10 protein-coding genes and 3 pseudogenes are annotated in these 15,674 nt (G+C 44.2%); 11 read left to right on the top strand and 2 right to left on the bottom strand.

Annotated elements, in window-relative coordinates; all coding sequences use genetic code 11:
- Complete coding sequence (locus I8U18_RS15890) at positions 1 to 768, bottom strand: IS3 family transposase (RefSeq protein ID WP_198065038.1); 768 nt, start codon at positions 766 to 768, stop codon at positions 1 to 3.
- Positions 769 to 1,030: 262 nt separating this feature from the next.
- On the opposite strand from I8U18_RS15890, the gene I8U18_RS15885 reads away from it, so the two are divergent.
- The 9 genes and pseudogenes from I8U18_RS15885 to I8U18_RS18325 form a co-directional block, all read left to right on the top strand.
- Positions 1,031 to 2,266 carry an MFS transporter gene (locus I8U18_RS15885; RefSeq protein WP_198065037.1) on the top strand — a complete coding sequence of 412 codons (1,236 nt, stop codon included), beginning with the start codon at positions 1,031 to 1,033 and terminating at the stop codon, positions 2,264 to 2,266.
- A 376-nt stretch (positions 2,267 to 2,642) separates the two neighbouring features.
- The gene (locus I8U18_RS18340; RefSeq protein ID WP_198065036.1) at positions 2,643 to 2,882 is read left to right on the top strand and encodes an IS110 family transposase; all 240 of its coding nucleotides are present in this window, start codon (positions 2,643 to 2,645) and stop codon (positions 2,880 to 2,882) included.
- 1,505 nt (positions 2,883 to 4,387) lie between these two features.
- Positions 4,388 to 5,155 (top strand): 4'-phosphopantetheinyl transferase family protein, encoded by a 768-nt coding sequence (locus I8U18_RS15875; RefSeq protein WP_483316418.1) that lies wholly within the window; start codon positions 4,388 to 4,390, stop codon positions 5,153 to 5,155.
- A 656-nt stretch (positions 5,156 to 5,811) separates the two neighbouring features.
- Positions 5,812 to 5,898: pseudogene (locus I8U18_RS18335) on the top strand (helix-turn-helix domain-containing protein); the annotation flags it as partial.
- A 215-nt stretch (positions 5,899 to 6,113) separates the two neighbouring features.
- Positions 6,114 to 6,515: pseudogene (locus I8U18_RS15870) on the top strand (aminoacyl--tRNA ligase-related protein); the annotation flags it as partial.
- Positions 6,516 to 7,186: 671 nt separating this feature from the next.
- The gene (locus tag I8U18_RS18330; RefSeq protein ID WP_198056496.1) at positions 7,187 to 8,767 is read left to right on the top strand and encodes an HYD1 signature containing ADP-ribosyltransferase family protein; all 1,581 of its coding nucleotides are present in this window, start codon (positions 7,187 to 7,189) and stop codon (positions 8,765 to 8,767) included.
- Complete coding sequence (locus I8U18_RS15860) at positions 8,764 to 9,075, top strand: DUF6881 domain-containing protein (RefSeq protein WP_198065033.1); 312 nt, start codon at positions 8,764 to 8,766, stop codon at positions 9,073 to 9,075. Before I8U18_RS18330 ends, I8U18_RS15860 begins: the two co-directional genes overlap by 4 nt.
- Before the next feature lie 42 nt (positions 9,076 to 9,117).
- Positions 9,118 to 9,567, top strand: a complete 450-nt coding sequence (locus I8U18_RS15855; RefSeq protein WP_198056498.1) for a macro domain-containing protein — start codon at positions 9,118 to 9,120, stop codon at positions 9,565 to 9,567.
- 121 nt (positions 9,568 to 9,688) lie between these two features.
- Positions 9,689 to 9,778: pseudogene (locus I8U18_RS18325) on the top strand (helix-turn-helix transcriptional regulator); the annotation flags it as partial.
- Between the two features lie 253 nt (positions 9,779 to 10,031).
- On the opposite strand, the gene I8U18_RS15850 reads toward I8U18_RS18325, so the two are convergent.
- Positions 10,032 to 11,255 (bottom strand): IS256 family transposase, encoded by a 1,224-nt coding sequence (locus tag I8U18_RS15850; protein WP_198065032.1) that lies wholly within the window; start codon positions 11,253 to 11,255, stop codon positions 10,032 to 10,034.
- A 250-nt stretch (positions 11,256 to 11,505) separates the two neighbouring features.
- Here I8U18_RS15850 and I8U18_RS15845 point away from each other — a divergent pair, with 250 nt between their 5' ends.
- On the top strand, positions 11,506 to 12,321 hold the full coding sequence (locus I8U18_RS15845; protein WP_198065031.1) for a hypothetical protein: 816 nt from the start codon (positions 11,506 to 11,508) through the stop codon (positions 12,319 to 12,321).
- Positions 12,311 to 15,674, top strand: a 3,364-nt coding sequence (locus tag I8U18_RS15840) for a DNRLRE domain-containing protein (protein WP_198065030.1), incomplete at its 3' end; no start/stop codon positions are given. The genes I8U18_RS15845 and I8U18_RS15840, both read left to right, overlap by 11 nt.

Raw genomic sequence — 15,674 nt, 5'->3', positions numbered from 1 at the left:
CTAAGCAGTTTTTAGTAGAGTTTCTTTAATGACGAAAGATTCTGGAGATAAATAACCCAATGCGGAGTGGATTCTCTCGGAGTTGTAAAAATGGATATAATCACCAATTTCTCTCACAGCTTCGTCGAAGCTCTCAAATAAGTTAGGCCAAATACATTCTTCTTTCAAGGTACGGAAAAAGCGTTCAATAATCGCATTATGTTCTGGTGTAGCAATAGCGGTAAAAGCCAAGTTAATCGAACACCGTTTCACGGTGTTCACAAAGGAATGACTGGTTGGTTGGCATCCATTATCTACCTGTAGCGTGAGACTTGGAGCCATTTCACGAATTCCCAATGGAAAACGTTTGTTCACAGCTTGGTTTAAAGCTTCCAGCCACTCTTGAGATCTTGCACGTAAAGTAATATGATGTCCGACAACCTCTCGAGTATAGGCATCAATGACAGCAATGACATTAACCCATCCTAAGCCATCAATAAAAAACTTGGTCAGGTCCATTTGCCAAACTTGATTTGGCTGACTTGGTTTTTCAATTCTTTTGTACTGATGTTTGATCCGAGCAATTCTCTTGGTGTTCCATTTCATCGAAGCTAAAATTCGCCTCATTCGCTTATGATTAATCACCCAACCAAATTGTTGGCGAAACAGAGCATACAAACGGCGGTATCCATATAGGTAGTAACGATGATCTAGATTTCGTAAAGCATTCCTTATTTCTTGATCAGTTGGCTGTTGAGAGCTGGTGTAGGTATCTATTATGCAACTCATAGCAAGCAATTGTCATCCCAGATCAGCCGTTGAAATTGATGATTTCTTATCTGGACCAATATTTCGAAAATAGTAAAATGATCAGGATTCTCGAAGATTTCAAAGTTTTAACCGAGCACGTGGCTCATGCGAGAGATTGGGAAATTGCAAAGCTTCCACTCCCCCAAGCGTGATTGTATATTGAGGTATGTTGGTACAAAATGAAAATCAGCATACCTCCCCCCATATAATAATAAATATTATATAGAATGAGGATGATATGATGTCGATCTCTAATAACAATACACAAAAACTATACTGGGTTAGTTTACTTAGTGGATTTAATCTATTAGAGCCCATTATGACATTCTTTTATTTGTCGTTTGGTTTGAATTATACAAATATTTTTGTTGTTTTGCTTTGCTTTAGCGTATCGATTTTGATTTTTGAAATACCAACAGGGGCATTTGCTGACCGATATGGCGCCAAGAAGTCGCTTTTAGCTGGAACTTTGGTTAAAGCCTTGTCACTTATTTTGTTATTACTGGCAACTAATGAGTGGTATGTTTATGCGAGCCAAGTTTTGTCCGGGATGTCTGCCGCTTTCTTTTCAGGAACTGTGGAAGCCATTCTTTATGAATCGTTAAAAGAGGATCGCCGGGAAGAAGATATGGCGAAAGTTTACGGAAAAATTGAAGGGGCCGGCATGCTTCCCAAAATGGTGGGGCTTATACTGGGAGCATGGTTGGCAAAAGATTTGACTCTGCTGCAATTCCATATCCTGATCGGGCTGAATTTGTTGTTTGTTTTGCTTCAAATCTTTTTCGTTCTTCGAATTATCGAGCCAGCCAGCTTGGAGAATTATCGTGATCACCCGTGGAGCCATGTGAAAAAAGGGACGAGGGAAATTATAGAGAACCCCAATTTGCTGTTCCTCTTTGCCAATGTCACCATCATTTTTATTGGAACAAATATATTTACAAATTTTGAGCAGCCATGGTTTAAGAGATTGGGATTTCCGGTTGAGGCTTTGGGGATTGTTTTTGCTATTGGTTATCTTCTTTCTTATTTGGTTTCCACCTATGTCGGTTGGCTGACGAAAAAGGTGTCGGAAGTGGCTTGGATGTATATATCCGGTGCTTTGATCATCGCTTCTTATGTTTCTACAGTGATATTCGATCATTCGTTGGCTGTTTTTATTATGTCTGGTCTGATGATTCGAGCGGCCAGATCCATTCGCTGGCCGATTTCTTCTAATATTGGAAACCAATATATCTCAACGGGAAGCCGTGCGACCACGTTATCTATGTTGAGTATTCTTGATTCCGTTTTTGATGTCATTTTTATAGGCTCGTTGGCTGTTGTTTCCAAGTGGGGGATTTCGGATATTTTTTGGGGCTGTGCGGTTATCTCTTTACTTGGAATCCTGTTCCCTGTCCGCAAAAAAAAGAATCCATCAAAGGTTGAAGTAAAGTCTGAACCTAACGGAAGCGTTGAGAAAGTAGAGGTACAATCATAACCAAGGGACAGAAGTTACTTCAAATGATATCTAGATTCATTAGGTTTCATGTAAATAATGTCTAAATAGTATTGCAGAAAAACCAGCATTCTTGTGATGAATTAATATTAGCTTTGAAAAAGAAAGAGTACCTACCTCCTGTAATATACGGGGTGTCAGGTTGCGCGCACTGATCTCTCATTTTTACCAAGGAGGTACTTAATACGAATTTTAACCAAAACGAAAAAATAGATCATATTCATTTTGGCTGCTCATTGTAGGAGTGGACAAAGGGCAAAGAAAAACATATCGCGCGAGCAGTGGATGACCGAGGAAATGAACTAAGAAAACCCTTGTCCTTTACCAATACGAGAAAAGGATTTGAGCAGCCTTTGTTTTGGATCTGAACGATCCAAAAATCTTATTCCAAACAACACGTGTTGTTTGGAATGGAGCCAACGGGCACTATTGGTTGAACCTAGCTTACTTTTTGAAACGCCACCAAATCAAAGTAGTCGTGGTCAATCCGTTTCATGTTCATCGTATGAAGGAACTTGAGGAAAATTCTCCAACCAAAAACGATGTTAAAGATGCCTTATGTCATTGCTCGGCTAATTCAAGGGGCACGGTACTTTGAAGCGTATCTTCCGGAAGATACATTTGCAGACTTACGAACGGCCATGAAAAATACGAGACCAGTTGTCCAGAGATCTATTCGAATGGAGGGTCGGGTGCATCGTTGGTTGGATCAATATTTTCCTGAGTTTCTTACTGTATTCAAGGATTGGAAAGGGAAAACGGCGACCCAATCGTTACGACACTTCCCCCTTCCTTGTGATGTTCAACGTTCTGTCGGATTAAAACGGTGGAATCCGCCCAACATTTAACTTGCAACAGGTGGAAATGAATCAACAACAGTTGAATGAGCTCAATGTGCAAATCAAAACGTTGTTGGATCAAATCCCTGGTACTCAAGAAATGCAATCGGTTCCTGAAGTCAGTTTCCTTACGGTTGCCGGTTTTTTATCCGAAGTCGGTGACCAAACGTGGAAGAGCAAGACTACGTGTTGTTCTATGTTTCTAGGAGAAAGAATCCGCTGCGACGGAAGCAATCCCTGATCGCCCTCTGCTGCAAGCTGATTCGCATTCTGTATGTGATTGGCGTTCGAAAGGTGTCCTATAAATTCCAAAACTTCGTGAAGCTTTGCAGATTGCACAAGATTGGAGTGCAGCCTGATGATTCTTTTACAAATCGAGGCATGGAGAAGCTGTCAAAGAACACGATTCGAGCATCGACCCTGTACTACAGCAATTTTTCAGCCTCCACCTCAAGCCAGGACGAACGAAGGAATGTAAGGACATATTACAGGGAGAAATGGGAGGGTTATCTGCTTGGGTTTCTGTAGAGATCCGTTGTGTGCCCTTATATTTTCAAAAAAATGGCTTTTAAAATTGGACTTTGCTACTCCTTACATATCAGGGATTTTATTCATCGACTTGGTTTGAGCCTCGTTTTAAAAAAAGGAGTAAATAGGAGCATTAAAAGAGATTCAATTTCGTTTATAGAGGGAGCGTGTTCACAGCACTATCAGTGAGTACACGTGTGATCGCTGAAGCGGGAAATTGAATCGATAAGCTTTGTCCCGAGGTGTCTTGGCTCACTCTAGGTCGGTAAAATGGAGTCCGGTTGGTAGCCCTTACTCGCGGGGAAGGCGCAAGTGGAAATTTGCAATTGTCAAATGCCTTGCCCTGCGCAGTCCCACTGCTTAAATCTCCCTCCAAGGAAATTTGGCTGAGGGATGTATTCAATGGGAGTTGGTTTTTCAGCGATCCATTGTCAATCACACATTTCACGTTCTACAGAGGGGAGCGCACATTACCTAGGTTGTGGTTACATGCATACTATTCACCTATTCACCTGGTAAAGTTCGTCGATTAGTTTGGCACACTTGTTTAAATTATTATTGTACCTAACTGGATCCTTTCCTTAGATGTTCGCATGTAGAAGTTTAAACAGATAGATTCAAGTGGTTGTTTTAACTGACACGAAACTGTTTTTCGAGTATCAGTTCCATTAGTTACTGTAATCCTGCTAAAGAAATCTTACTATCTAGTTCATCACCATCTGCCCTTCATGGAAAAATGCAGGTCCCACTTCGAAAGGAGATCTATCTGGAAGTGTATTGTAATAATTATACTGTTCAGATTTTTACGATCTCGATTCCGAAAACGCTCCGATTTGAAGAGTTGAAAAGGCATTTGAAGATATTGGATGATCAAGAGACTTGTAGAATTAATAGGATGATAGCGGAAGAAAGGAAAATTGAATTTCTATTGGGAAGATTGTTGTTGAAAAAAATGATTGGTCATTATCTGGAGGTTTCTCCCCAATTCATTCACTTTAGTACTGATAAGTTCGGTAAATTGCACTTAAAGGTGAATAGAAGGATTAAGAGTCGAAGTAATGCTTTTCCCAATTTTAATTTGTCCCACAGCAAGAAACTGATAGTATGTGCTATTTCGCAAAAATGGAGGGTTGGAATCGACGTTGAACAAACGAAAAAAAACTGTTTGGAAGTAATGCCGCTGGTTTTTACAGAAGACGAGATACGGTATGTAAAGTATTTCAAAGAAGTTGAAGATCAATTCCATGCATTTTTTTGGATATGGACTAGAAAGGAAGCGTTGATGAAAGCGGAGGGAAAAGGCTTTTTTATGCATCCCCTTTCTTTTGATGTGCCTTTTTCCAGCAGTCGGGGGCATAACGATCGATATTTTTTCTTTACTTTTCAACCGATTTCCGGAAACTTGATCTCTGTAGTTACATGCCGGGATGAAGAATCTTGGCCAGAGCCTGATTATAAAGTAGAAAAGATTTCAATTGATTGTTTACTTGATCAAAATCGATAAGACATGTTAAAAACTTGAATCTGTAATTTTACCAGTGAAGTCTGTAAAATGGAGTGAATCAAGTCGAGTGACCGTCCTAGTTTAATTATTTTGTTTCAGAATGTGAATAGCTTGCTTTTGCCTTTCACAAATTGTTGGATGAAGGTAGAAATGGTGAGGTGGAATGGACAGGCCCGCTTGATTGAACGAGTAGCGGCTCTGAAAGTTGGAGTAACAGGGTGGATGAGATGAGCGGGCGGATCACGGGAGCGGTTAAGACTTTTCTCGCTTCTAATGAAGCAGGTGAGTGGGGGAAAGAAATTTTTCGGATTAACCCGTGATGGTTCGATTTCGGGCTATTTTCCTTGGGAAATGCCACCTTTTTCTGGCGTTGAGGTCGTAAAATCCTTAATTTTTTGCAAAGGCGATACACTTTCTTTTTGTTAATGTCAAGATTGTACTACTTAATAAGACGGTTTCGTTTCAAGATTTACGTCCCCCTGTCACTAATAGTGTAAACCAGATACACTATTAGTTTCCAAATTTAAAGGAGACTATAAAGTTTTAATCAAGCCTTTGAATAATTTGCCAGCCATTTTGACAATGTGTATTGATAAACTTGACTCTCCGAGAGGCCAAGCCACTACAACCCGCCCAAAAGTTTGCAAAAGGTACGCATCAGTAATGTCATGCAAAAGTTGAATGTGAAAGGACGGTCCCAAGCCGTGGTGGAGTTGGTAAGATTGGGCGAGCTCAAGATCTGAGAAGAGTTACCCTGCTGCAAGGAAGTAGCAGGGTTTTTGTTTTATGGATCATTTGGGGAAAGGGGAATGCGGGCCCCTTTTCCCTAAGTCAGATAAAAAAGCAGATTTATGATGGGGATAGTGAGAGTAGTTTAAAGCCTGTATTTTTTGCGAGAAATAGAAGGAGTACCAATGTTCTTCAATAAATGCAATCAACTCCGGCAGATCCAGCCGTATCTGAGCAAATTCATTATGAGTTGCTTTCTAATGCCGAAGAGATTCTTAAGCTATTGGAACTGCTTTACCGAGTAGTAGAAGTTTGCACTGGCGATATGGGACAAGGCCAGGTTAAAAAGCATGATATTGAGACATGGATGCAGAGCAGGAAGAAATATAGCGAGACACACTCGTGTTCATCGTTTTATGATTTTCAGGCTCGGCGCTCAGGAATTAAATATAAAGACGAAAACGGAAGATCAAAATTCTGTTACACATTAAACAATACTGCGGTTGCGTCACCACGAATCCTAATCCCGCTTCTTGAAAATCATCAACAAGCAGATGGATCAATCTATATCCCCAAAGCACTACGTCCTTATCTTGATGGTGCTGAAATATTTGAACTGGACAATGAATAAACTCAGTGAAATAATCATCCTTACCTTTATAGCAAATGAACCTTAAGATATCAGTTGCGGTTTTGGTGAGGATGAATTTTTATTTTATGATGAGGAAGGATGGGTTAACAGTAGGGAAAATAATTGATTTGACTTTGGAAATGAAAGATGGTCTTCAAACATTCTTTTCACATCCCAGAATGGTTGTACTGAATCGTGTCACTTATGAATTCTCGGGGCCTAAATACATTGATCTATGTAAAGGTTTGAGGTTAACGGCCCTTAAACAATTAGCAGATTATTATGCGGATCTTGATGGACGAGAGCACTACTTGATGGTCCTTCTTTTTGGATCATAAATATTACCTATTTATACAAAAATAAAACAAGTCATATGACAAAATGAAATGGACATTTCCGTATAATTTTGAAGTATATCAATCAGTTGATTGGAAAGGAGTTTGAAGATGCCACGGGATTCTAATCAATCCTGATGAAATTTGGTAGCAAAAGTTTCATGCAAACGTGAACAAAGCCAACAAATCGTACATAGCCAAGAGTTCTTGTTCAAAGAAAGCTGTGTTTACGTTTTAAACATTCCTTCCGGACAGAGTTGACTCAAGGTCGAGTCTGTCTTTTTTGCTCCTATATCAAATCATTTCTGGTAGAGAGGGGTGAATCCGTTACGGAGAGTGGACCATGAATTTTCCGTAACGGTGGATATGAATAAGTATTTTTATCGATTCATGATCATCGTTCTCTTAACCTTTGTTGGAGTAGGCATTTTGGGTAGCGGTCAAGTTCAAGCCAGTGGGGGTAGCTTTAATGTTCCTCAAGTAAATGACCACTTTGAAAAGGTCCAAAAAGGCCCGGCACCGGAGAAAGAACCGTCATTGTCTCAGGAGCCCCAAAAAGAGCATGGAACTTGGGATTGGCTGACTAAACCTTTGAAGAGTGCATGGAATTCGACGAAGGAAACCGTCTCTAGCGCTTGGAATAAAACAAAGGAAGTCTGTTCGGAAGCATGGGACTGGATTTGTAATGTCTGTGATCAGATGACAAAAGTCGTTGTAGATGGGTTATCTTCAGCTTGGGACTGGATTGTAAAATACAAAGAATATGTAGCTTTTACAGCCGTTGTAATCGTAGGGATCGCGTTATGTTTGGTCCCGCCTTTGGGGGAAGAGATTCTGGCCGGTGTGGCCTTGTCTTTTATTATTAGTGTCATGATGAACGGTGGGAGAATTGATAAAAACACCTTCATGGATGCGGCAATTGGTGGATTGCTCGGCCCGATTGGAGATGGCATCGCTGTAGGGGTTTCTCGAGCATTGGAGAGCGGGGTTGGCCGGAGGTTGGTGACGTGGTTGGTGGAATCACGAGTTTTCGGCTCCGGCTTAAAATACGGAGGCAAGCTGATCAGCAAAATGCCGGGCCCGATCCAACGAATGTTCAGTAAAGCAGGGTTTATCAGCGGGGTGGAAAATGCGGGCGTCAGCATAGTGGATGATATCTTGCACGGAAGGAAGATCAACTGGAAACGAGCCCTGATTTCCGGTGCAGTCGGTACAGCCTTATTAGGGGTAGGGGTATTTATCGTTCCGAAAATAGAGCCGGTTGTGAATAAAGTGACCACCGCGTTTAAAGAGTATACTGAACCTATTCTGGCGAAAGCGAATCGGCTAGAAAAGTGCGTTTCTTACCAGCAGCCGACACAGGGTTATTTTGCTTCTGTACGGTTCCCTGATGTTAGTTGCTTATATTCTCCGGATGCAGGCGGTGGTAGTGGGACAGGGAATGCGGGTAGTAAGATTAATGGTAGTATAGTTAAAGAAGAAAGTAAAACAACTGCGGCTAATCAAGCCGGAAATCAAGGAGAAGCAAATGAAATAAAAACATTGTACCATTATACTAATGAGGAAGGGCTCAAAGGAATATTATCATCTAAAAAGTTGAACCCATCCTTAAAAGCAAATAATCCTAAAGACGCCAGATACGGAGATGGTCAATATTTATCTGATATTAAGCCTGGTACTAAAAGACCTGGACAATTATCTGCTGCTTTTATCAGGATACCATGGCAAGGAAGAAAGTTTGATCATTATATAGAAATCGACGTGACAGGTCTAAAAGTAGTAAAAGGTCGAGAAAATGTATTTGTTATACCGAATGTAGTTCCGCTAGATATATCGAATAGAATTGTTAGTTACGGAAAAGTTATGGAAAAATACATTGAGAGATTGTCAAAGGAGGCGGAGGATATTACAAAATGATGAGAGAGGGAATAAGAACATATATTATGGTTGATCATATTCATACCTATGACGATTTACCCGTTAGAATATATTCCGAATTAGACGAAGAGCGATATGAAGTCAGGAAAATTGAGATATTTAAGGATGGTAGCATTGGATATGCTTACGATGATGTTGAGGTAGGCTCTACTGGTTTGGGAGAAGTACCGGTACCTCCCCTTGATGAGATTGCTCAAGATCCTTATGAGATCTTTTTCCCAAAAGAAATAACGAAAGCTGAATTTGAAAAAATTTGGAATGAAAAGGTTGTAAAAGGCTCGGTGTAAAACCGAGTCTTTGATGTTATTTTTGATAGTAGGGGAGATATTATGATTCGTTATGTGAAAGGGAACATACTGGAGTCAGATGCAGAGGCACTTGTAAACCCCGTTAATTGTGTTGGAGTGATGGGAAAGGGATTGGCATTACAGTTCAAGAAATCATACCCTTCTAATTTCAATCAATATGTTCAAGCATGTAAAGCTGGCAAACTAAAGCCAGGTATTGTTTACCCAGTTTTTGAACAAGAGAAATGGATTTTGAACTTCCCCACAAAAAGGCATTGGCGTCAAAAGTCTAAATTAGAGTACATTGAACAAGGCCTACAGGATCTTATACGAATTATCGAAACGAAAGATATCCAATCAGTTGCTGTTTCCGCTCTTGGGTGTGGTTTAGGTGGACTAAATTGGGATGAAGTGAAAAAGTTAATTGAGCAATATCTCGGTAGTCTTGACATCGATATTTATGTTTACGAGCCTTCTTTCATGGCTCCATAGCACCGCTTTGGAGTGATGAAGTTGCGGAAAAAGCCTGTGCCTTTTTTATCAGGTCACAGTATGACTCACCAAAATAAACCCTCGGTGTGCCGGGGACTCGTCCCAAAGTTTGCAAAAGGTACGCATCAGTAATGTCATGCAAAAATTGGCAGTTAAAGGCCGTTCTCAGGCGGTGGTGGAGTTGGTAAGATTGGGCGAGCTCAAAATTTGAGAGGAATTACCCTGCTGCAAGAAAGTAGCAGGGTTTTTGTTGTATGGATTATTTGGGGTAAGAGGGATGCGAGCGGGATGGAGAGTAGTTTAAAGCCTCTAATTTGCGAGAAATAGAAGGAGTACCAATGTTTTTCAATAAATATAATCAAACGAATACAATATTTTATATTCAAAGGAAAATTACCCATTTATAAGAAATAGATCAAGTCCCAAATTGTGTGTAAATTGCCTCGGTCAGAAAAAGTCGGCGCTCAACCTATGCGTGTGACTTTAGACTGAGGTTTTTCATTGGATTTGCGCCACTCCAGGTACTCTGTCATGTCCAGATACTTTCTGCCGCTGGCCCATTTTTCGTCGACTTCCATCAAAAGGGCCCCCAACAAACGAAGCGCTGAAGCTCGGTTTGGGAAGATCCGAATCACGCGTTCCCGGCGCCGTACTTCCTCATTCAGCCGTTCTAGGCTGTTGGTGGTTCGAAGTCGCTTTCTGTACTTCTCAGGCAAAGACAGGACGGCTGTGGCATCTTCAAAACCGGCTTCCAGAATGCCCATCGCTTTTGGCGCTTTCGTTTCATAGTCCTCAAGGACACGATTCACAAGAATCCGGGCTGTTTCCGGATTGGGAGCATCCAGGCATGCCCGTACCCGGGCATGCAAATCCCCACGCCAAGCTTTGGGAGTGGCATCCAGTAAATTTCTCAAAAAATGGGTCTGACATCGCTGCCAGGTCACGCCCTGAAAATGCTGGCGAATGGATCGGATCAAGCCGGCATGGTGATCAGAGACCACCAGATCCACTCCACAAAGCCCACGGCTCTTCAGCCAATTGAAAAACTCGCTCCAGCTGGCTTCTGACTCACTGTCCCCCAGCATCAAACCAAGAACTTCTCGGTATCCTTCCTGGTTGACACCAATGGCCATGAGAGCTCCTCGGGCGCGTACACGCCCTTCCTCCCGGACTTTTAGCACCATGGCATCCACAATGAGGAAGGGGTACCGCTCGTCCTGCAAGGGACGAGTATTCCAAGCCGTCACGATGGGATCCAGCTGCTTGCACAGATCTGAAACCGTTGATTTGGAAAACTCCGTTCCACACAGCTCTTCCGTGACTTTGGCTACCTTCCGAGTAGAGACCCCGTTGACCACCATCTCCATCAAAGCCAAGACCAAAGCTTGTTCGCTCCGCTGATAGCGGGCAAACAATTCCGTTGAAAACTTTCCACCCTGGATTCGGGGCACGCGAAGCGTGATCGTTCCTACCCGGGTGGTCAGTTTGTGGGGATAGGAGCCGTTTCGGTAGCCCTGACGCTCCCCTGTTCGTTCGTAGGGCTCCGCCGACAGTTGCTCCGTAACCTGAGCCTTCAAGATCTGGTTCAGAACAGATTCCAGCAATTTAGCCACTCCATCATCTTTTGAATTTTTCAAAAACAAGTGATGCAAAATCTCTGAATCTACGGTAATCTGATATTGAGCCATTGTGAAACCCTCCTCGTTTGGGGATATTTGCCAACTACTATTCTAACCGAGGAATTTCACCATGGCTCACTTATTTTTTGTGAGGACCATTTTTACACAATTATAAGGACTTAACTTAAGAAATATTTATTTAAAATATAAAATTTGTAATATAAACTATCTTGCGATTTCGGTGAGGGAGAGGTAAATTTATTTCGTAAATCTGAAAATATTGTTACAAAAGAAAGGCGATTCTGTTAAGAAAAGAGGGATGAGTTTGCAGTTCTTCTATTCCGGGCGTTACTTGCCTCATCGCAGAGTGGTGTTTCTGGCCGTGATTCTGGCCCTGATCATCACGTTGTGGCCAGACTGGGTTTATCAGGCATTGGCTGCACCGGATCCCAAACCGTTCGAAATCGAAGCTTTGCGCACGGAAAACTCCAAAACATTCCTGAAACCGGATAAAAAGACCTATGTATTGGAAGAATATTTAGAACCGATCCACTATAAGCAAAATGGCAAATGGGTGGATATTAATAACAACGTCCAATCAGCAGGAAAAAGTGCCCTTGACTCCGATCTTCCCTATATTAATGGCGGCAACCGGTTCCGTGTCGGCTTTGCCAACCATAGCCGCGGAAAAAAAGTGGTGCGCTTCCGCCTGGGTCAGGCTGAAGTGGATTTCGGCCTGACTGGCGGAGCCAACACCACCGCAAGTAAAAAAGAGAATCAAGTTACCTATCCCGATGTGTACCCGGACACCGATCTCACCTACACCGTCACCAACACCGGTGTCAAAGAAGCTTGGGTACTGCACAAATATACGGGACAATCCGTATATACCCTTTCTGTCAAAACAAAAAACGTTCAAGCGGAAGAACAAAAAGACGGCTCAATCGCATTTGTGGATCGCAAAGGAAAAACGGAGTTCACCATTCCGCGTCCCTGCATGTACGATGCGAAAGATGCGATATCAGAAAGTGTGAAATTTGCATTAAGAACTGAAGGAAACGAAACATATATTGATCTGAAACCGGACGATAACTGGCTGAAAGATTCCAAGCCGTGCTTTCCCGGTGACGATTGATCCGTCGATTTCGGTGCAGGGTACCAATAATACCCATGATGCGAGTGTGACCAGTGCTGCTCCGTCCACCAACTTGGGTGGCGACCCCTACCTGATTACAGGGACCTATACCGATTCCACTTACGGCACGGGGATTTACCGCTCGTACATCAAGTTTGATCTGTCTCCGCTACTGAGCAGTGCGAAGATCACGAATGCCAAAATTACTTTGAACCAATATTCCACTTCCAATTCGGAGCAAGTGAATGTTTATCCGGTGACCTCCAGCTGGACTTCTTCAACGATCACATGGGGTACTCAGCCGACGACGGGTTCCCTGCTTTCCAGTACGACCGTTGGTGCGCCCGGGGCGTATGATTTTGACGTTACCTCGTTGGCCCAACAATGGTACAGCGGAACGACCCAAAACTACGGGGTGATGCTGCGCCTTAACACGGAAAGCGACAACCGCAAGTCGTATCGTTCCAGCGATTATGCGACCGATCCGACCCAGAAACCAATGCTGACGGTTACCTACACCATCGATCCGATCGGGGTGGAAAGCTTCTGGACTTCCGCTGTCACCAACATCAACACTTATAACGGTAACTTTTACCTGGAAGATTCCGATGTCAGCATCGATGGGCGCGGCACCGGGCTGTCCATCGACCGCTCCTACAACAGTCGGTCCACTGCCAGCGGGATTTTCGGGTACGGATGGACGTCCAATTTGGAACAAAGCCTGAAGGACAGTGGCTATGGGCCCATCCTTTATACGGATGAGGACGGTACACAGCACACCTTTACCCCGGTTTATGATTCCAACGGGAATCCGACAGGAAGCTATAATCATCCTGGCGGCGTTTACCTCGACTTGGTGAAAAACGGTGATAGAACCTACACGATGACCACCCCGGATCAAACGAAATACAATTTCAACACCTCCGGGAAATTATCTTCCATCGTGGATTCTAATGGCAATACCACCACTCTTACGTATACCGGCTCAGTGCCCACCACGATCACGGATCCGTCCGGGCGGACCCTGACGCTGACCTATGATGCCAACAACCGGGTCAGCAAAGTGACCGACCCGGCCAATCGTACGGTGGAGTATACCTATGACGGCAATGGCAACCTGACTGGGGTCACCCATAAAGATGCGAGTGGAACCGTTCTGTCTACAGAGACGTATGGATATGACAGCAACCATAACCTGACATCGATCACCGATCCCAACCACCATACGAAAACGATCGGTTACGACACAGCGAACGACCGGGCCACCTCCGTTTCCTATCCGATCACGGTCGGTGGAACAGTGCAAACGGCAACGACCACGATCGATTACGATCTGGCCAACAACATCACCACGGTGACCGATCCAAAAGGCACGAAAACGGTGTATACCCATAACGCCTACGGGAATGTGATTCAAACGACGCAGGACCCGACCGGATTCAATATTAAAAACACGTTTACCTATGACGACAACAACCAATTGATCAGCCAAAAGGATGGCAATGCCAACGCCAATAACAGCTCAGCCACGTACAACTATACGTATGACAGCAACGGAAACCTGACCAGCGTCAGCACGCCGCTCCAAAACACCAGCAGTGCGACTTATGACAGCAACAACAATCCGGTCACCGAAACGGATGCGAACGGAAACACGACCAAGAATCAATATGATGATAAAGACAATCAAACGTCCACAACGGATGCCGCCGAGAAGTCATCGGCTACTGCCTATGATTCGTACGGCAATCCCGTGTCCGAAACCTCCGAGATGAGCCCGGGCAACAACCTGGCCATCAACGGCAGCTATGAAATCGACCGCGATGGCGACAACTGGCCGGATAACTGGACCAAGGTTCCCAGCGGATCTTCCAATATCACCTGGGATACGTCCGGGCTGACGACGGCGGATGGGATTACGCTCGGAAACAAAAGCATCAAAATCTCCATCCCCAGCGATTCAACTGAAGCGGCCGCCATCGCCAGCGACAAGATTCCGTACGATCCAAACAAAACGTATGTCTTGAGCGGGTATATCAAAACCAGCGGAGCAACCGGGCGCGGTGCCATCTACGCTTTTGGATTCAACTCGCAAACCGGGGCGTACACCTCCATCGCCGGAGCGGGCATCACCGGTACGCAAGGCACCACCCGCATCCACTTGTCCTTGGATCCGGGAGCCTTGCAAGGCTATGACCAATTGCAAATTCGCGGATACGTCACTGGGATCAACGGGCATTATGCGGGCACCTATTGGTTTGACGGATTGCAGATCGAAGAAGGGTATTATGGCGCTTACAACGTGGTGGAAAACAGCGATTTTGAACGGGATAACGACCCGGCGGGAGACAAAATTCCGGACCGCTGGTATTTGCAAGGAAATACGGCAGCAGGGGACGGACTGGACACCACCGAAAAGTATAACGGCAACAACTCCGTCAAATTGGTGGGCGATTCCGCCTCATACAAAACGATTTACCAGGACGTGAACCTAAAAGGCGGCGCTGGTTCGATCCTGACCGTATCCGGTTTCTCCAAAGTGCAGAACCCCAACCCCAGCGGCGGGATCTACGGGCTGATCGTGGAAACGTATAGCGGTTCGACCAAGGAGGAAACGTTCACGTATAACTTTGACAAAAGCAAATCGCACGACTGGCAGCATATTGCCAAAGAAATCAAGACCAGTCAAGCATTTGACCGCGTCCGCGTCTACTACGAATACAGCAATCAAGCGGGAACGGCTTGGTTTGACACGATCAAAGTGATTCCGGACGCCATCACGACCTACCATACCTACGACAGCAAGGGCAACTACGAAACCAAGACCACCGATCCGGAAGGGCGGGTCACGCAACATATGTATGACACCGTCGGTAACGTGACCAGTGAGACCGTCGGCTCCGACACCACCCAATATGCATACGACGGTTTAGACCGCCTGACCAAAGTGACGGATGCCAAAAACAACGTTACACAGTACCAGTACGATGCGAACGGCAACAAAACCAAAGTGATCAACGCCAAAGGGAAGGAAACGAACTACACCTATAACGAATTAAATCAGGTGCAATCGGTCACGGATGCCAACGGGAAAACCACGAGCTACGATTACGACCTCAATGGCAACCAGACCAAGGTCAGCCAACCGAACGGCAACACGGTCGAATACGGCTATGACAGCGTGAACCGGCAAAATTCGGTTTCCTATAATGGAACGCAAGTCTACAGCTTCCAATATGACGCGAACAACAATGTCACCAAGGAAACGGACGAAACGACGGGCACATCGACCAACTACAGCTATGACGCCGACAATCGCCTGACTTCCGTTCAGGAGCCGAACAGCAACCAGA

This window comes from Thermoactinomyces sp. CICC 10522 (assembly GCF_016055075.1).
In the GTDB taxonomy this organism is placed as follows: domain Bacteria; phylum Bacillota; class Bacilli; order Thermoactinomycetales; family Thermoactinomycetaceae; genus Thermoactinomyces_A; species Thermoactinomyces_A daqus.
Note: the sequence above shows the minus strand (reverse complement) of the source record. Positions and strands in the feature narration are given on the sequence as shown.